This window comes from Blastocatellia bacterium (assembly GCA_035573895.1).
Taxonomy (GTDB): Bacteria; Acidobacteriota; Blastocatellia; order HR10; family HR10; genus DATLZR01.
Map to the genome: position 1 here is coordinate 1 of DATLZR010000046.1, position 19,060 is coordinate 19,060.

Sequence of the window (19,060 nt, forward strand, 5' to 3'; positions counted from 1 at the left end):
GGACTATCATTCTGAGCGACTCCTTTTTCCCGCCGACGTACCACGAGAGATGTATCTTATTCTGCCGATCGAGCCTTTTCAACCCGTCTTCGCTCGAGAGGAGTCAATTTGCGGAGCCGCGGGCTGCCGCCCATGAACACAAAAACGCGGATCCTCCGACGGATGCAGGCAGACGTGGTCTTGCGGCCATGTGAGAAACAACACTATTCACCGACACGGATGATCCTTCCACCGGATCCGCCAATCAGCCAAAAATGATCGTCGCGTCCGGTGGCATGGGTGGCCAGCTATCCTTGCAGCACTGACGCGACCACAGAGAGATATGTCTCCGCTCACGTGTGTTCACCGGTGCGACCGCGAGGCGGACCGTCCCGTTGAGGAACTGCTTGATTCAAGCAACGCCGTGAGAGGCTGACTGTAGGGCGGAACCGCGAGCTTAATTCCCAGCACAGCAGCGACTGTGGGAGCGATGTCGGTCATATTGACGACCGGCACGCGTGCCCCCCGGCGAATTCCCGCTCCCGCCAGAATCAGCGAGGCGCGCACCACAGGACGCGAGGGAAGTTGCCCGTGAGCACCGCGATTGCGCGCCGGACGGATCACTTCCCCGCGGTACTCCCCGCCGATATACCAGTAGTCCGCCGGTTCCAGGAAGAAGATAGCACGGGGATCCGCTCCCAGCGCTTCAAGCTCCGCTCGTTCGACGATCTGCTTGAGTGGAGACGACGGCTGACCGACGTACTCGGCGAAGATTTTGCGTAACGCCTGAACCGTTGCCTCATCCCGATTATCGCGAAGAAGAATGGCAGCCGATCCTCCATGCGACCAGACGGCGGCTTTCCATGCCGTCACGCGTCCCTCGGCATTGAGTGTGACGAGTCCGCCGCGGACCATCAAGACTCCGGGATGAAATTCCCGCTCGATGGGCATGAATCCGTGATCGGAAACGAGCACGATCGTCGTGCGATCTTCGATCCCGGCGCGATTGACCGCGTCGAGAATTCGCTTGATGCGGCCATCCTGCTTCTCCGCCTCCTCATAGGCTTCTTTGGAATGCGGCCCAAACCGATGATGCACGCCGTCGAGTTCCACCAGATGCAGGAGCATCAGATTGGGCTTATAGCGAGTGAGAATGAAGGTTGCCGCTTCGATCCTCAGGTCATCCTGGCTGTAAGACGACAAGGGTTGGGGTAAAGTACGAAGGATTTCATCAATCAACCCGGGCGTGGCTTCGCGTCTGACGGCGGGATTAAGAGCATGAAAGTCCGTCCCGGGGTCGGTGATTTCGGGAATGTTGTAATCAATCTCCGCGCCAACGGTCACCGGCCAACTAATAGCCGCCGTTTTCAGTCCCGCGCGACGGGCGGCCTTCCATAGCGTATCGGTTTGAATGGCGTTGGCCCACCAGTACCAGCGACCCGTGGGCGGTTCCGTCGGGTCCTCGAAGATACGATTGGAATAGATGCCGTGATCCCGTGGACGAGCCCCGGTGACCATCGCCGTATGTGACGGATAGGTCACCGAGGGATAGACCCCGATGACGCCGTCGGCATACGCGCCACTTTCACGCAATCGGCGCAGCGTCGGAACTTTCAATCCGTAGCGGTCGGGATTCAGATAGTAGTCCGGGACCAGTCCATCCACCGAGATCATGACCACAAAGCGCTCTCGCGCGGCCCCGGCTGGTTGCTGAGGAGGAATCGTTGCGCTTGCCACACCAACAGGCGGAAGGAACTGTCCCGCAAGGAAGAAAAGAATCAGGAGAACGACGCTGCCGAATCTCCATCTCAGGTGTCGGCGGTTCAGGAGAAAATGCCGATCCTCTCCTCCCCGCGAGTATGGGTGCGCTCCGGTGATGCCGATCAACCGAACAGGGCTGCACTGTGCGATCAGGCGAATATATCTTCTCATGGATCCCTCCCGATAATTGCTATGACGGCACGGATTCACGATCATTGCCGTTCATCCGCGTCCCTCCGTGGTGACGTCTGTGTTCACCTCTTCGGGCGATACCTCGGCCTGCGTTGAGGGGCGATTGTCTCCGAGATGACGGCGGAGGACATCGGCCAATTGCTCGGCGAAAAAATTCGCCTTCGCGTCTTCGTCCGCTTCGACCATGACGCGGGCGAGATTTTCTGTCCCGGAGTAGCGGAGCACAATGCGCCCGCGCGCGCCAAGTTCCCGCCGCAGCCGCTCGACGGTCGCCACAACCTCGGGAATCGTCTCCAGCGGTGGCTTTGCTTGAACGGGAACGTTAATGAGCTTCTGGGGATAGCGCTCGAACCCCTGGAGGAGTCCAGGTAAATCCGCGCCCGTTTCGATCATCACCCGCAACACGGCGAGCGCGGTGATCAATCCATCTCCGGCGAGGCTCACATCGGACAGAATGATGTGTCCTGACGGCTCTCCCCCCAGCGAGGCATCAAGCTCCATGAGCTTTTCCAGAACGTACCGATCCCCCACCCGTGTGCGAACGAGCCGGATGTGGCGACGGACCAGAGCCTGTTCCAGGCCCGCGTTGGTCATCTCGGTTCCCACGACAATCCGGCCTCTCAATTGCTGCCGATTGTCCAGATAGTGGGCCAGGACAAAGAGCACGCAATCCCCATCGAAAATTTCGCCCTCTCGCCCGACAAAGAGTGCCCGATCCGCATCCCCATCAAAGGCGATACCGAGATCGCAACCGCTGTCCCGAACGAGCTGTTGTAATCGCTCGGGATGAAGCGATCCACAGTCGAGGTTAATATTCCGACCGGTGGGCTCGATCCCCATTGCCCGGACATCTGCTCCGAGGCGACGAAAAACCGCTGGCGCAATCTCGTAAGCCGCTCCCTGGGCACAATCAAGGGCAACACGCCAACCGGAGAGGTCAACACCCCGCCCGACCTCCTCGACGAGAAACCGAACGTACTCATCACGCAGGTGCTCATCGGCCCAGAGCAAAGGAGGCAGCGAGCCTGGTTTCTCCGCTCGCATCGGCATCGGCCTGCTGCAAAGGATGGCTTCTTCGAGGGCTTTTTCCGTCTGATCGTCGAGTTTGGTTCCGGCGGAGGAAAAAATCTTGATCCCGTTATCGTGGTAAACGTTGTGCGAGGCCGAAACCACGATGCCGGCATCGAAGCCATTGGTGCGGGTGAGATAGGCTACTCCCGGTGTGGTGATGATGCCGGCCGAGCTGACGCATCCCCCGGCCGCCAGCACGCCTTGCGAACAAACAGTCTCGATCCAGGGACCGGACTCGCGCGTGTCACGTCCGATGAGCAGACGCGGCGGCCGCTGAAGCTGCTTCCGGAGAATCTCGACCAGAGAAAAACCACAGGCGAAAATGGTCCGCTCATCCAGAGGATAAATTCCGGCAACGCCCCGAATTCCATCCGTCCCGAACAACGGCTGACGGTCGGCTGCATCCTGGCGACTACTGTTATGGACGACCATGAGGTGCAGATACTAGCACAGCCTCCACCCGCCGTGTAAGGCTTCCTGAAAAACTGGAATCGTTTCACCTGGAGGGCCTCAAGGGCGAGATCGCCGGGGCAAGGCAACAGTCGAGAGAAATCACGATTCCGGAGGAAACCCGATGAACCCACAGGGGCGCGGCACGGGGCCGCATGAGGATTCTGGGCAATTTCGCCCGGGCTGGCAAGAGAGCCCCATTCTCACTTAACCGAAGTCACGGGGATTCGCTTCCCGAACCAGCATGAGGCAAGCTCGTAGTGAAAACCACCAGACTTAATGACGGTGAATCGCCCATCCGGGAGGAGCCCGTCACCGCTTATGCTAAAATACGCGCCGGAGAGAGCAACGATGAGCGGCGATGACACACGACGCAAGCAGGCACAAGCCGCTGCCGAAACTTGCATACGGGTTTTGAAAGAGCGATTCGGGGCTCGGCAGGTCTACGTCTTCGGCTCGCTTGCCGGGCAGAGCCCCTGGCACAGCCGTTCTGATATTGATCTGGCCGTGGAGGGGCTCGCGCCGGAGCAGTATATCTCGGCGCTCTCGGCTCTCTGGGAACTCTTGCCGGAGGGGTTGGAGCTGGACCTCATCACCCTCGAAGACGCCCCACCCGAGTTGGTGGAACGGATCAAAGGAGGGATGAACATGCCCGAAGATCCGAAAGAAGCACTCAAACTAGAGATCACCGATGAATTGAGGAACCTCGGTCGAATCGTTGAAGAATCAAAGTGGCTTTTACAAAAGCTGCCGACAGAGCCGACGTTCATTGAAATCAGCGCGGCCGGTAAACTGGTTCACGACTTCTATAACGGCGTGGAGCGCATCTTCGAGCGCATCGCCGTGCGCCTGGGGCCTGGCCTTCCTGTCGGACCGGGTTGGCACACGCTGTTACTGCGATCCATGGAGTCAGACGTGGAAGGGATTCGTCCGGCCGTGATCAATCACGAGTTGGCCCTGCGATTGGTGGACTATCTGCGCTTCCGCCACTTGTTCCGCCATAGCTACGGCTATGAACTTGAATGGGACAAACTCCAGCCATTGGTCCAAAGACTTGAGGAAACACTCACCCGACTGCGTGAGCAAATTGCGCATTTCTTCGAAACACTCCAGCCGGGATCTCACTGACACGGACGGCGGAGAGTCCGAAACACGAATGAGAGTCGTCTTGACCTGAGGGCTGAGATACCCGCGTGAGCAGATCAGAAGATGGAAAAGGAACGAATTCTTTCGCCCACTACCTGGCTGAGGTCATTCCTCGGTCCGCTTCCCTCACCCGATGTCCTGCACGATTATGAGCAGTGGTGGGAGGCGGAAGGGAAAGCCATCTCGGCGGCGGTTGACCGTCTCGGCACCCCTTGGGTGCGCAGTTTTGACCGCTACGGCCGTCGAGTGGATGAAATTCTCTATCCTCCGGATTACCGAAAGATGCTCCTTCAGGGATACCGCGCCGGAGCCGTCTGGCGAGCGTTCGAGGAGAAGCGCCTGCTGCCGTGTTATCTCCTGGGCTATATTACGGCGTTTTACGACGCCGGTTTGTATTGTCCCTACACCGTGTCGCTGGCCACGGCTGTGGCGGTGTTCAAATACGGCGATGAAGCTCTCCGACAGCGATTCCTTCCGTTGCTGCTAGGGCGGGATGAAACCGTCTGGCAGGGAGCTACCTGGATGACCGAAGCCGGGGGAGGATCGGATCTCGGAACGAGGGTGGAAACAACGGCCCGACCGGATGGGGACCGATGGCTCCTGACAGGAGAGAAATTCTTCGCCAGTAATGCCGGTGCGGAACTGGCCGTTGTGGCAGCGCGTCCCGAAGGAGCGCCTCGTACCGTTCGGGGGCTGGCTCTCTTTCTCGTTCCCCGCTTTCGTCAGGATGGCGCTCTCAATTACACTCTCCGCCGGTTGAAGGACAAGATCGGCACGCGCTCTGTGCCCACAGGCGAGATCGAACTGTGCCAGAGCGAAGGATTTCTTCTTGGCCGACAAGAGGAGGGCATCTACCTCATCCTCGAAGTCCTCAACATCTCCCGCGTGGCCAATTGCATCGGGAGCGTAGCCCTGGCTCAGCGTGCGCTGGCCGATGCCCTCACATTCGCTGAGAAGCGCACGGCCTTCGGTCGAGCAATTGTCGAACACCCTCTGTTGCAGCGGCAGTTCCTCGACCGAATGGAGGAACTTCACGCGGCCTTTGCTCTGGCCTGGGAGGCCGTCCGGCTTCTGGATGAAGTGTGGCTGGAGCGCCCTCCCTACAGCGATCGCTATCACCACTTCCGCCTTCTCACGCATCTGGCCAAGTACTGGACCGCTGAAGTCGCCGTGCAGATGGCGAAATGGGCCATGGAAGTCCACGGAGGAGCGGGCGTCCTCGCTGAACACGGCGTGGAACGGTGGTTGCGCGACGCCATGATTTTGCCGATCTGGGAAGGCACGCCGCATCGCCAAATCCTCGATGGATGGGAAGTCATGCAGCGAAAGGGAGCGCATCATCTCCTGCTCGAGAGCCTGAGCGCGACAGCCGAACCCGATGCCCTTAAGGAAATCACCCATCGGATCGAGGCGCACCGTCGCCTTCCCCCACATGAACAGGAAGCAATGGCCGAACCTCTTTTCCGGGACCTCGCACTTTTGGCGGCGCGCACGCTTCGGCGGCGTGGTTTCACCCTCTCCGATGGAACCTTACATCCCCGCCATGACGATCGCCTTTTGTCCGAAAATCCCGGAAATTAACCCACGTTTTCTTCCCGCAACGGGATGAATTCTGCTGTGATCGGGGCTGGTCCGATCACGCCCGGGCATTCGCGTGCGCTTCATCGAGCGCCGAGGCGATGGCCTGACGCACGCGGGCGATGAGATCATCGAGGTTTTCAGCAGTATAGCCTTCGACCGGGACCGGGGGATGAAAGACCAGACGGATCGTCCCGGGACGACAACGAATCGGTCCTTTCGGCATCAATGCGAAGGCTCCAGCCACGGTGACGGGAACAATCGGCACGCCGGCTTCAACTGCCATGTAGAACGGTCCCTTCTTGAAGGGCTGGAGCTGACCCGTGCGCGTGCGCGTGCCTTCGGGATAGGCGACGAAATCAATTCCGCGCCGGAGTGCCGCTGCCGCCCGATGCACGCTCTCGATGGCCCGCTCCCGATGGGACCGATCCACCGGAACGCAGTCAATCCAGTACAGCCCCGGATTGAAGATCGGCAATCGAAACAATTCCTTCTTGATGAGAAACGCTGGCGTCCGGGGAAGATGGACTAGAAGCACGAGAATGTCGAGCATACTTTGATGATTGGAGAGAAACAGGTACGACTTCTGGGGATCAAGATGTTCGAGCCCTTCCACCCGGACGCGCACGCCGACAAGCCACAGCCCAACTCGGAAAAACAATCGCACGGGACCGAAGATAATCGCCTTGCGACGGATGAACAAAAAAAGCAGCAGCAGCGGGGGCGCGACGACCACAACGCCGATGGCAAAGAGCAGGATCATGGCCCAGGCACGCAGACGAGCCATTATCTCTGCCCGAAGACCGCCCATGAAAGAAATCCCGGATCCAGCTTCGGGAACACCCACGGGTGATCCCGAGATGACGCGGGGCATTCAGTGCGCCTCGGTTGACTGAACCGTCCGGGCACGCGCGCGTCGGAGCCGCGCGGCCTTCACGGTGTTTCTCATGAGCATGATGATCGTGAGCGGACCGACGCCGCCCGGAACCGGCGTGAGGTATCCGGCGACCGATGCCACCTCCTGCGGATGCACATCCCCAACCAGAACAAATCCCCGCGCATCGAACTGAGCCAATTTCTTTTCGTCCGCACCGAACAAGCGTTCCACGTCGGCTCGGTCCGTCAGCTTATTCTGGCCGACATCCACGACCACGGCCCCCGGCTTCACGTACTCGGACGTGACCAGCCCGGCCCGACCGATGGCGGCGACGAGAATGTCGGCCTCGCGGCAGACGGCGGGCAGATCGCGCGTCCGGGAATGGCAGATCGTCACCGTCGCATTTCGATGCAGCAGCATGAGCGCCATCGGCTTGCCCACGATCTCGCTCCGTCCGATGACGACGGCGCGTTTCCCCTCGATCTCAATTCCGTATCGAACCAGCAGTTCGATGATCCCGGCGGGCGTGCAGGGCTCGAACGTCTCTTGATTGCGCACCAGTCGCGCGAGATTCATGGGATGAAGTCCATCCACATCTTTGGCCGGATCAATGGCGTTTAATACCCGCTGCGTATCAATCGTTTTAGGCAGCGGGAGCTGTACGAGAATTCCATCAATCTCGTCGCGAGCGTTCAGCTCCTGCACAAACCGCACGAGATCGTCGGTCGTCACGTCGGGAGCAAGCGTATGTTTTTCCGAATAAATGCCCAGTTCGTTACAGGCTTTGATCTTGCTGTTGACATAAAGCTGCGAGCCGGGATTGTTCCCATCGAGCACGGCTGCCAGGCCGGGACGAATTCCCATCCGGACGAGTGCCTCAATTTCTGCTCGCAGCTCATCACGAATCTGATTGGCGATTGCTGCGCCATCGAGCTTTTGTGCTACCATGAGTCCCTTCTCCTCCTGGCCCACGAATCACGGTCAGTGAGCCGAAAATCTCCACCCCCTGGATGAAAGCTTCCGACGAATGGGCTCGGTGGCGGCGCTTCTCATCCGTCGGTGAATCATTCTCTTGCTTGCTCTCCAAAAATGTGGCACAGGTCTTCCCGCCTGCGCGCGGTCGCCGACTCAAAAAATCGGCGCCACATCTTCCCCCCTTTCACTGTTGCTCTCCCGCGGGTGTCGGCTCGGTCGGGGGCAGCCGATTCAGTCCGATCTTCTCGCCAATCGGCTGAAGAGCCGAAATGATGAAGGCAATCAGATCATCGAGCGACATCCCCAGCTCCTCCGCGCCTCGATAGACAATCTGCCGGTCCACACTGCGAGCAAACGCCTTATCTTTGAGCTTCTTCTTCACCGAAGCCACGGGCAGATCATCCAGACTGCGCGACGGTCGGACCAGCGTACAGGCGACAATGAACCCGGTCAACTCATCCACGGCATAGAGGACTTTCGCCGCCAGGGTATCGCGGGGTACTCCCGTATAATCGGCGTGACCGAGAATTGCTCGAACGATCTCCTCGGGATAGCCCCGGGCTCGCAGGATTTCGGCTCCTTTCAGCGGATGATCGGGGGGATCTGGATAGCGTTCGTAATCGTAGTCGTGCAACAGCCCGATGATGCCCCACGTCTCTTCGTCCTCTCCATAGCGGCGGGCGAAGGCCCGCATCACGGTCTCCACCGCGAGGGCGTGTTTGATCAAACTCTCGCTTGTGGTGTATTCGGTCAAAAGCGCATAGGCTTCATCCCGCGTCGGCATCGTCCCTCCTCCTCGTGCAACCGGAGTGTCCGTCTTCTCCCCTGCTCATCTCAATGGCATAACGAAGGGCCGCCTGCAAATTCCGCGCACTGGCCGTGCCGCGACCCGCGATGTCGTAGGCCGTACCGTGACCCACGCTCGTGCGAACAATGGGCAGGCCCACGGTGATGTTCACAGCCTCCTCCCATGCCACCGTCTTGATCGGGGCGAGCCCCTGATCATGATACATGGCCACGACGACGTCAAACTCCCCTCGATGGGCACGGGCGAAGACCGAATCGGCCGGCCACGGCCCCGATACGCGAATTCCGCTTCGTCGGGCCCGCTCGATGGCCGGGATGATCTTTTCTTCTTCTTCACGGTGACCGAACAATCCCTTTTCGCCGGCATGAGGATTCACCCCGCAGACGGCGATGCGCGGCTCAGTGCATCCGGCGCGCCGCAACGTCGCGTGAGCCAATTCGATCACCGCGTAGACGCGACCGGGCTCGATCAACCGAAGGGCATCAGCCAGCCCCACATGGAGCGTGACGAGAATGACCTTCAACGTAGGAGCGGCCATCATCAGGGCGTAATTGGTTGTCCCGGTTAGTGTGGCGAGAATCTCCGTCTGTCCCGGATAGCGATGGCCCGCCGCATGAAGCGCTTCCTTGTTGACTGGAGCCGTCACGATGGCGTCAATCTGTCGCGTCCGAGCGAGTTCGACCGCACATTTGAGGTACTGAAACGCCGCTTCTCCAGCGGCAGCACAGACGCGCCCGAAGGGAAGATCGTTGGTCAGGAGATCAAGGTCGAGGCAATCTACGATGCCGGCCTCAAAGCTCGCCTGCGACAGGTCCCGGATGCGGCGCACACGTCCTCCGGTGCGCACAATCGTTTCCGCCCGCTCCAGAATCCGAGCATCTCCGATGACGCAGGGACGACAGTGCTCATAGACCGTCGTATCGCTCAGGGCCTTCAGGATAATTTCGGGCCCGATGCCCGCCGCATCCCCCATTGTGATTCCGATCGCCGGTCGCCTCATGTCCGTTTTCTCATTGACCTCGATTCGATTCCTCTTCACATCGGGCGCATGATTCACCTCAGACGAGCTTCTCCTTCAGCCAGCACCCGATCCAGCGTCGCCACGAGGCGTTCGGCATCCTCCCGGGTGAAGACGAGCGGCGGCTTGATCTTCAACACGTTGGCCGAGGGACCATCCGTGCTCAGTAAAACTCCCAGCTCTTTTGCCCGGTTGATGACGTACGCCGCTTCCGCTCGCGCCGGCTCAAGCGTCACGGGATCGCGCACGAGTTCCACTCCGATGAAAAGGCCTTTGCCCCGCACATCTCCAATGATCGGATGGCGAGTCTTCAACTCCGACAGAAGCGCGCACAGGTAGTCGCCGACGGCCAGGGCATGCGCCATCAACTGCTCCTCGGCGAGAACGTCAAGCACGGCCAGACCGACGGCGCAGGCCACGGGATTTCCGCCGAAGGTGTTGAAGTATTCCATGCCGGTTTCAAACGACGCCACGATCTCGGGCGTCGTGACGACGGCACCCAAGGGGAAGCCATTCCCCATCGGCTTGCCCATTGTGACGATGTCGGGAATAACGCCCTGCGTCTGGAAGCCCCAGAAATGACTCCCGACGCGCCCCAGTCCCACCTGCACCTCATCGGCGATGCAGACACCACCGGCCTCCCGCACGAGACGATAGGCTTCTGCCAGATAGCCATCCGGGAGAACGATCTGTCCGGCGCAGCTCATGAGCGATTCCCCGATGAACGCGGCCAGTCTTCCTCCCCGCTCACGGATGCGCGCGACGGCCTCGCCGATCTGTCGCGCATAGGCCTGACCGGCGCGCGGATCGTCCCGTTTGTAGGGACCCCGATAGGTATCGGGCGTGGCCACGACATGAACGTGAGGCGGAGCGCCGCTGCCCCCCGGACCGTTGAACTTGTAGGGGCTGATGTCAATCAATCCGCTCGTGTTCCCATGATAAGCTCCGTCAATGACGATGATGTCGCGGCCTCCCGTGTGCGCTCGCGCCAGCCGCAACGCCAGTTCATTGGCCTCGCTGCCCGAATTAACGAAAAAGCAGATGCGGAGCGGCTCCGGCAGCGTTGCGCACAACCGCTCGGCATAGCGCACGAGATTCTCATGCAAATAGCGCGTGTTCGTATTGAGAACGGCCATCTGCCTCTGGGCGGCTCGGACGACGCGCGGGTGGCTGTGCCCCACATGAGCGACATTGTTGACGCAATCGAGATAGGCCCGGCCGTTTTCATCAAAAAGATACTGCCTCCAACCGCGCACAATCTGTAGCGGCTGACGATAGGCGAGGCTCAACGCTGAACTGAAATATCGTTGCCGCCGCTGGAGAATCTGCTCGCGGCTCATCCGCTCGGTCTTCGGCAGTGCCGCTGCCCATTTGACGATGAGAGACGGATCGGGACAGAGTCTCAACCACAGCTCCCGCTGACTCGGCAAAACGAAGCCGGGAAAATCGCCCCGGTGTCCGAGCAGATCGCAGATGATCTGAAAATGCAGATGTGGCGGCTGACCGCCGTTCTCGTCACGGCGACCGATCCGACCGAGGATCTGGCCGCGACGCACGGGCTGTCCCTGCTGCAGTCCATCCAGGGAATCGGCGCTCAAGCGACCGTAGAGGGTGAAAAAGGGGAGCCCTTCATCACCCGCGCGATGTTCAAGAATAATTGTCGGCCCATGACCGAGCGGCGACATCGCAACACCAAAACTGTGAACGATCCCATCCAGGGGAGCGCACACAATCGTTCCGGCATCCATGAAGATGTCGAGGCCGAGATGCACGGTGCGCCACTCCGGTCCGTCATTGGTTTCCACCTCGTATTCTCGACGCCCACCGAGTGGCCGCACTTCGTTATGTCGGGCCACCACCACGCGGGCCTCCTTCTGGCACTCAATCCCTCCTTGCTGTAGCGCGACCGGATCGAAGAGATCCTCCGGCGTCTCCAGCTCGCCGCTGTCAACGCTGAGATCGAGAGCGGTGACCTCGCGCGGCTCACGGCTCGGCTCGATCAACGGTCCCACTCTCTCGGCATTGTCCCGGAGCCAGCCAACAATTCGTGGCGCCGTCGGACAGGCCGACCATCCACAGGCCTGACGGACAGCGTAGTGAGCCAACGAGGGAGAAATCTCGACGAACTTCTCCAGCAGCGCCCACGCCGGTCGCTCGCTGACGAACAGGTAGGGATTGTCCGGTTGCCGCGTCCGTTGGATGGCCGAATTGGTGACGCTCATACAGAGCCTCAATCCGATCAACCAGTAAAGGACTTCAACCTCGACTTCCGTGAGGGGGAAGATGCTGTGATAGCCCGCTACAATATCACAGACTGCCGCCACCGGATCCGGCTTCCCCATGATGGCGTAGGCCGCAGCGACGGCCACTTCGTTGACGGTGTAGGTGCGGACGAGATCGCCGAAATCAATCACGCCAATGACCCGGTCGTCATCCCCGTCGCCCTTGCCGACAAGGACATTGTAATCGTTGGCGTCGTTGTAAATGACGCTCATCCGCAAGTGAGGCAGCAGCGGCGCGGCATACTCGTCGAACTGCCGGAGAAATCGCTCGACCAGCCGTCGTCTCTCGACCGATGCGATGTGCGACAGAGAGTCCAAAATCCAACCCGCCTGGCGCAGGTCCCATCGCAACGTGCGATCGGCCGCCGGATGCACGAAATCCCACAAGGCCGCATCTACGGTGGCCAGCACCCGCCCCAAACTCTGGAGTAACTTCCGACGATGAGGAGCCACCTCCGCCCACAATCGGCCCGGCACATAGGTCAGCAGACGAAGGAAGTGTCGTCGCCCGTCCTCGTCGGCGACAACGGCGAAGCTCTCACCGGTGACCGTCGGAATGACCTTTTGAAGGGCGAGCGAAGGAGCCCGCAGAGCCAGATGCTCTAAGGCTCGGCGCTGGAGGTCGAGAACACCCTCAGTTTCTGTTGCGTTGGAAATCTTGAGTACGAACTCCCGACCATCCGACGTCCGAAGGTAAAAATTCTGATCCCGCTCGCCGGGCAACGGGCGGACCTCACCACAAAGGGCGTAAAATTTGCAAGCCCATTGGCGCGCCTGCTCCGTGGTGAACCGAGGTGGAAAACACTCGTCAGCAAGCTCGCCGAGCAGGCATCCTTCGGCCTGCTCCATCGGTCCTCTCCGTAATCGGTTCGCCATCCCTCTTGCGAAAACGAGCAGAGTATTTCACATCCTCGCTTCAGGCGTCAAACCACCTACCCTCGATATCCGGAGAGGGGAACCCGTCGCTCTTGTGCTCACCGGGAAGATTGGGCGGCAATTTGCTCAAGCCGTTTTTGAATCTCCGTCTGAGGAAGCCAGCGGCCGCGAACCATGACACCGGCTCGGTTAGCAACCTGGGTGATGTCTTCGAGCGGATTGCCGTTGAGCAAAATCATATCCGCTCGTTTCCCGACTTCAATCGTGCCGAAAGCATCCTTCGCCTTAAAGTAATCGCCAATATTTTTCGTGGCCGAACGCAGGATGTCGTACGGCGTCATGCCGCACTCGCGCAGAAGCTGCATCTCCCGATGAATGGAAAAACCCGGGACGCTGAACTGCTGCGGGGCGTCGGTGCCGAAGAGAATTGTGACGCCACCGGCATGAAGGGCTTTGAGCAACTCCTTCCGATTGGCGGCGATGATCTCGGCGCGCTTGCGATCGAACTGAGGATTGCTCAGCCGCTGCTGATGCGCTCGCGTCCACGACTCCACCTGTTGCTTGGGCATGTAAACGAGTTCGGGATAGCGCGTCACGGTCTCCAGATCCCGTGCACCGATGAGGACCTCCCACAGAGCCATCGTCGGCACGACGGCGGTACCGGCCTGTTTGGTCATCCGGACGACTTCATCGAGTTTCGCCTTCTCGACCGGAGCCGAATCCGCCTTCATATACTCGATATAGCCGTCAAGATGGTCAATCGTCTCCTGGCCCATCTCCAGCGCGTGAGCCAATCCCACATCCGCCGGGACATGACCGACCCATCGCAGTCCGACTTCGCGGGCCGTTCGGGCCATGGCATCATAGGCCTCGCGCGAGAGACCGGGATGAATCTTGAGCATATCCCAGCCTTCCTGCTTTTGCTGGCGCACTCGCTGAATCGCTTCTTCTGGAGTCTTCACCGATGTTCCGCTGAAACTCGGTCCGGCCAGATAGAGCGTGGGTGAGAGGATCTCTCCTCGATTGGCTTTCTCGCGCAATTCAAGCTGTCCGGGAGCCCCAAGCATTCCCCGCACCGTCGTCACCCCGTTGGCCAGATAGAGGAAGAGCACCAATTCGATATACTCCCGGGGGGCCTGAGGAGACGGGATGTGTCCGTGCATCTCACCGAGGCCCGGCAGAAGATACTTTCCACTCCCGTCAATGCGCAGCGCGCCTTCGGGGACCTTCACACGAGCCGCCGGACCGACTTCGACGATCCGGTCACCACGCACTCGAACAGTATATCCCGTGAGCACGCGCGGGGAATCCATCGGGATGACGTTCACGTTGACAAAAGCAACCTCAGCAGCCTGCTGAGCCGAATCCATACCCAACGGCGCAGGCGTAGTTCCGATCCCTCCCACGACAATCAGCAGAGCCAGCACAACCTTCCCACAAAATCTCATACCATCCTCCTTCCGCGCCGACCTGGCGCGAGGTTTTTCACTCGGCGAAAATACTGGGTGACTGGACCGTCTCGTCATCTCACCGGATGATCAGGCACGCCTGGGTGGTGGGCACTGGAGGATTCGAACCTCCGACCTCTCGCGTGTGAGGCGAACGCTCTACCGCTGAGCTAAGTGCCCACGCTCAAGAGCGGGTATCATAACAAACACCGGCTTCCATCGTCAAAGTCGCAAGCGAACGACACAATTCTGGGCCGTCATTGGCTCCAAAGACCTGCGGACTCCCCTTGCAGGGTCAGATGAGAGGGGCTCATATTCAAAGTCCCGGCAGTGACGAATGACAATAGAACAAGAGCAAGAGAGAAATCGCCTGCCGGTCCCTTGACGGAGGGTTAAAGGCAAGGCGGCAACAAATCTGTGCAGGGGGAAGGAAACGCTCTGTTGTTCCTACCGGCACGCGTGGACGAGGCGGGAGACATTGATTTGCCAGATAGGAGTTATGCACCTGGTTCAACTCCTCAGAATGCGTGAATAGGACGGCGCCGCCGTTCTCCTCAGGTGGGCCGCCCGCTCACGCGGGCTTCGAGGTAAAAAATGAGGGGGCATCACGTGTCCTGGGGTTCCCTAGAGCTCACCCCAGGCTAACCTGGGTCGCCCGCTTCGCGGGCTTGCGTGACCTGTTCCGTATCGAGCCTGCGCGAGCAGGCGACCGAATCTAGCCTGGGGCGAAGCCGACGGCGAGCCCCAGGAAAGGACGCCAACCATCCCCCAAGCCCCCGAAGGGGGCGACCCATCAGCATACGCTCACGCGCGCAACGGGCCACATACCCCGTTTGTCCTATCCACATACGTCGCACCCTCCCCCTTCGCATTCCCACAGACACTGAATATCGGACGAGAAATTTTCCCACACCACGGTTTGCGGCAGATCGCTTATGCCCTTTACCCAACCGGGTAAGCCCTACCAGCAGTAAAAATCACTCCTGACAGGGCATGTTCGGGACGCATGTGTTTCGGCGGCGCCCGCCCTGGGCGGTCTGGCGCGTCTTCAACGCGCCGTTCGTTTTTGACCCCATTTTCCAGACGTTTCACGTCTGGCTACCTTCGCGGGGCCGCTGCCGCGGCCATTGCTCTTCGTTGGATGTTGCACGGTGTGGCGCATCCTCAATACACGGTTGATCAATCGGCCCTGTGATCCATACGACTGGCGTCTCGTCTCTGCCCGGGCGTCGGCAGACGCCCGCAAGAGGGTAGCCAGATGTGCAACGTCTGGATGCGCGCGAAATAAAACGATGCGCCTTGAAGAGGCGCAAGACCGATGGGTTCATTCCATTCGATCTGTCGCCGCGATTGTTCGGGGTGCGCTGGCCGGGGCGCCCGCATCGTGCGGGCCTGCTCGCGCGTCTTCAACGCGCCGTCATTTTTTTCGCGTTTCCCAGACGTCTCACGTCTGGCTACCTTCGCCGGGGCCGCTGCCGTCGCCCATTGGTTTGAACGTTGCACGTCGCGGTGGTCTTCAACACGGGGTTGATTAATTCGCCTCCCCTTTTCCAGACGTTTCACGTCGGGGCCATCTCCGGGGCTGATTGGCCCGGTCTCCCGTCGAATCTCTACTGCGGTATGTGCCCTCGTCGTGCTGCCCCTTCGGCGGCATCATCCCTTCTGTGCTAAAATTCCATCCTTCGATGAGAGCGATCAGGGCAAAAGGAGGATTCCTCATCGGGGTTGTCATCGCTACCGCCTGGGCGATTCCTTCTCCCGAAAGAGCAGCGCAGGCTTTCCGGCCCGTCGGAGCTTCTGTCCTCCGCGATGATCCTTTGAAGACTCCCTCGCCTGAACCTCAGGAAGTTTCCGTGAAACTGGAGAGCGATCTTGTGACGCTGGACGTAGTCGTCCTCGACCGCCAGGGAAACTTTGTAACTGGCCTGACTAAGGATGACTTCGAACTCCGTCACGATGGGGTGCCACAACCGATTGCTTATTTTGAAGCGGAGGTGAACTCATCTCTCTCGCGCCCGCTGGCCGTCGTCTTTGCCCTGGACACGTCCGGCAGCATCGGGCGACAAATCCTGGAGCAACAGGATGCGGCCCGCCGGTTCGTCAGCCTCATTCAGGAAGATTCGCTCTTTGCCGTGATCGGCTTCAACGACAAGATTCGCGTCCTCCAAAAATTCACCAACGATCCCTTTCGCATCGAGGAAGCATTTGAGAAAGCCCGGGCGATCGGCGGGCGAACGCGCCTGTATGATGCCATTGACCGGGCCATCACGCTACTTGTGAAAGAAGCTCCGGAAAAACGCAACGGACGGCGACTCCGTCGAGTGGTCATCGTGATTACGGATGGTTTTGACTACACGAGCACCATTGATCGAACGGAAGTCATCCGCCGAGCCAACACGGCGGGAGTGACCGTTTTTTCCATCACCCTGCCGTCGTATGTACTGTCGGTCGCCGGACGGCGGCGCGTTCCCACGTTGCTCGATGCCGCAGGGATCGTCGCTCAAACAGGAGGACGCGACTTCTCCGCCGAAGAACGCGATTTCACACCGATCTTTAAAGCCATCGCCGAGGAGATAAAAGCCAGCTATCTGCTGGCTTATTATCCGCCGCCCGACCATCGCCGGGATGGGAAATTCCACCAGATCACGGTCACAGTGAAGCGGCCCGATCTGGTCATCCGTCAGAGCCGACGGGGATACCTGGCAGCTTCACCCTAGCTGCGCTACCACTCCTCGTCTTCGTCTTCCTCGAACTCTTCCTCGAATTCGGCGACCTCAAATTCGAGCGGATCAAGCTCGATCACATTGAGTTCGGCATCGCATTCGGGGCAAGTGACATAGTCACCGACCTCGACATCTGATGAGACATGGATTTCACCCCCGCACTCGGGGCAGATGCCCACTGGCATACGCTCACGTCCTCCATAATATCGTTCACTCGTGGCGAAAGATAGCAATAATCTCCGGCTCAGGCAATAGAGAAAGCGGGCACCCCCTATGTCGCCGTCTCCCCTCGACGCTCGCTCGATTTCGAGTCAGGTTACCGCTCTTTCAGCCGCTGGGCGGCACGGGCGGCCTCCGCGCTGGTCGGGTACCGGCGCAGAATCTCTCGATACGCCCACCCGTCATAACGATAAGCCCCGAGCGTCTCATCATACTCAAACACGATCCCCAGGCGATTGTACCGGTCGAGTCGCTCATCGTTGAGATACCACTGACGAGGCGAAAGTTCTTCATCGCGAGCGGGAGGGGGCTCCCGCCGTCTCACCTCCTGCGATAACGCCTGGGCAGCCCCATCCGCTTCCTCACCTAAGATCAAGAGCGCCCGAGGACGAAGGGGAGATTGGCGAAACTGTGTGATCAGAAGGCGGGCCAGAACCAATCGGCGAAACCCTTCGGCTTCTTCGATCAGGTGGAGGAGTCGGACGTCATGACCGGGACGACCCGCGAGAACAAAAGCTCGGTCGCAGACCCACCCGCGCCGGCGTCGGCTGAGGGCGACGCGGTAAAACATCATCCCATCAACCCTCCGCCGTTGCGGAAGAACGGCGATGAACCTCCCCAGGCGCATCCGCTCGATGATCCGCCCGGTCAATCCGGGTTCTCGACGAAGGGCGGAAAAGCGTTCATCAACCACATAACCGGGTAGAGCGTGAAAGGATGACGCGGCTTTCGTCTGCTGTCCCGTGACATTGACACCGAGCCCCCAACAAACGATGAGAAGACACACGATCCGTCTAAACATCCTCATGCTCTCACCCTCCTCGTTTGGTTCGCCAAAAGGGACGTCGGTGAATGATGTCCCACGAGCTCCAGGACAACTCACCCGCGAGGGAGATTCAGCAGGAAGAACCGCTTGACCCTCACCGTCTCCGGTCAGAGATCAACTCGCACCGCCATCCCTCTTGAAGCAACGCACATCTGTGCGATATTATTTACCGGCTAAGAATCATTATCAAGGGAGAACGACCGTTGTACGTGAAAGAACCACGCGTGCAACAAAAGCTCGATCATTTCGTCGCGCATTGCAAGCGGCGAGGGTTGAGCGTGACGCATCAACGACTGGCCGTCTATCAAGCTCTCCTGGCCTCGCCCGATCATCCGACGGCCGAACAAATCTTCAAGCGGGTGCGTCAGCGATATCCGACCATCTCACTGGCCACAGTCTATAAGACGCTCGACACGCTGGAGAGTGAAGGGCTCATCTCGAAGATCACCTTTCTGCCGGATGCTGCCCGCTACGATGCGAACATCGAGCATCACCATCACCTCGTTTGCGTCAGGTGCCATCGCGTGGATGATCTTCCCGCGTCGTTGCTCGAACGAGTGAAGATCCCCGAGGACGCAGCCAAGGACTATCGCATCCTGGGCTTCAGCGTACAATTTAATGGGCTCTGCCCCCGCTGCCAAAGACGGGGACGCCGCTCCTGAAGCCCGATCACGACATCAGCCCCCGACTCAGTCGGCGTCACCACTTATGCCCAGGATCATGGTGCCGGCGGAATGAATACCGGTTGCCGACGATGTGAGTGACGCCGGAGCATACTCTTCCCCTCGACTGATTTGAGCTTTTCACTTGCCCCGATGGAGGAAAAATGCC

At 59.7% G+C, this 19,060-nt stretch carries 14 protein-coding genes and 1 tRNA gene; 4 read left to right on the forward strand and 11 right to left on the reverse strand.

Annotated features, from left to right (window positions below; genetic code table 11):
- Positions 1–342 precede the first annotated feature (342 nt).
- Together VNM72_05190 and glmM are read right to left on the reverse strand one after the other, a co-directional pair.
- Positions 343–1,911, reverse strand: coding sequence for an ectonucleotide pyrophosphatase/phosphodiesterase (locus VNM72_05190; protein ID HXF04795.1), 1,569 nt, complete (start codon positions 1,909–1,911; stop codon positions 343–345).
- Between the two features lie 51 nt (positions 1,912–1,962).
- Positions 1,963–3,435, reverse strand: coding sequence for a phosphoglucosamine mutase (gene glmM / locus VNM72_05195; protein HXF04796.1), 1,473 nt, complete (start codon positions 3,433–3,435; stop codon positions 1,963–1,965).
- Positions 3,436–3,804: 369 nt separating this feature from the next.
- Here glmM and VNM72_05200 point away from each other — a divergent pair, with 369 nt between their 5' ends.
- Positions 3,805–4,581 (forward strand): nucleotidyltransferase domain-containing protein, encoded by a 777-nt coding sequence (locus VNM72_05200; protein HXF04797.1) that lies wholly within the window; start codon positions 3,805–3,807, stop codon positions 4,579–4,581.
- Positions 4,582–4,662: 81 nt separating this feature from the next.
- On the forward strand, positions 4,663–6,180 hold the full coding sequence (locus VNM72_05205; GenBank protein HXF04798.1) for an acyl-CoA dehydrogenase family protein: 1,518 nt from the start codon (positions 4,663–4,665) through the stop codon (positions 6,178–6,180).
- Between the two features lie 55 nt (positions 6,181–6,235).
- On the opposite strand, the gene VNM72_05210 is transcribed toward VNM72_05205, so the two are convergent.
- The 7 genes from VNM72_05210 to VNM72_05240 all read right to left on the reverse strand — a co-directional run bounded on the left by VNM72_05210 (position 6,236) and on the right by VNM72_05240 (position 14,641).
- Positions 6,236–6,964: a lysophospholipid acyltransferase family protein gene (locus VNM72_05210; protein HXF04799.1), complete on the reverse strand. Its 729-nt coding sequence runs from the start codon at positions 6,962–6,964 to the stop codon at positions 6,236–6,238.
- 87 nt (positions 6,965–7,051) lie between these two features.
- Entirely contained in the window at positions 7,052–8,002 is a 951-nt protein-coding gene (gene folD, locus VNM72_05215; GenBank protein ID HXF04800.1) for a bifunctional methylenetetrahydrofolate dehydrogenase/methenyltetrahydrofolate cyclohydrolase FolD, read from the reverse strand.
- Between the two features lie 211 nt (positions 8,003–8,213).
- The gene (locus VNM72_05220) at positions 8,214–8,813 is read right to left on the reverse strand and encodes an HD domain-containing protein (protein HXF04801.1); all 600 of its coding nucleotides are present in this window, start codon (positions 8,811–8,813) and stop codon (positions 8,214–8,216) included.
- Positions 8,797–9,837: a 4-hydroxythreonine-4-phosphate dehydrogenase PdxA gene (gene pdxA, locus VNM72_05225; GenBank protein HXF04802.1), complete on the reverse strand. Its 1,041-nt coding sequence runs from the start codon at positions 9,835–9,837 to the stop codon at positions 8,797–8,799. The genes VNM72_05220 and pdxA overlap by 17 nt, the downstream gene beginning before the upstream one ends.
- A gap of 53 nt (positions 9,838–9,890) precedes the next feature.
- Complete coding sequence (locus tag VNM72_05230) at positions 9,891–12,986, reverse strand: aminotransferase class III-fold pyridoxal phosphate-dependent enzyme (GenBank protein HXF04803.1); 3,096 nt, start codon at positions 12,984–12,986, stop codon at positions 9,891–9,893.
- A 125-nt stretch (positions 12,987–13,111) separates the two neighbouring features.
- Positions 13,112–14,461 (reverse strand): amidohydrolase family protein, encoded by a 1,350-nt coding sequence (locus VNM72_05235; protein HXF04804.1) that lies wholly within the window; start codon positions 14,459–14,461, stop codon positions 13,112–13,114.
- 105 nt (positions 14,462–14,566) lie between these two features.
- Positions 14,567–14,641: transfer RNA gene (locus VNM72_05240), tRNA-Val, on the reverse strand.
- Between the two features lie 1,505 nt (positions 14,642–16,146).
- On the opposite strand from VNM72_05240, the gene VNM72_05245 reads away from it, so the two are divergent.
- Positions 16,147–17,178 carry a VWA domain-containing protein gene (locus VNM72_05245; protein HXF04805.1) on the forward strand — a complete coding sequence of 344 codons (1,032 nt, stop codon included), beginning with the start codon at positions 16,147–16,149 and terminating at the stop codon, positions 17,176–17,178.
- Positions 17,179–17,183: 5 nt separating this feature from the next.
- On the opposite strand, the gene VNM72_05250 is transcribed toward VNM72_05245, so the two are convergent.
- Complete coding sequence (locus tag VNM72_05250) at positions 17,184–17,369, reverse strand: lysine biosynthesis protein LysW (GenBank protein ID HXF04806.1); 186 nt, start codon at positions 17,367–17,369, stop codon at positions 17,184–17,186.
- 131 nt (positions 17,370–17,500) lie between these two features.
- Positions 17,501–18,205, reverse strand: coding sequence for a hypothetical protein (locus VNM72_05255; GenBank protein HXF04807.1), 705 nt, complete (start codon positions 18,203–18,205; stop codon positions 17,501–17,503).
- Positions 18,206–18,438: 233 nt separating this feature from the next.
- Here VNM72_05255 and VNM72_05260 point away from each other — a divergent pair, with 233 nt between their 5' ends.
- Complete coding sequence (locus tag VNM72_05260; protein ID HXF04808.1) at positions 18,439–18,891, forward strand: transcriptional repressor; 453 nt, start codon at positions 18,439–18,441, stop codon at positions 18,889–18,891.
- Positions 18,892–19,060 lie beyond the last annotated feature (169 nt).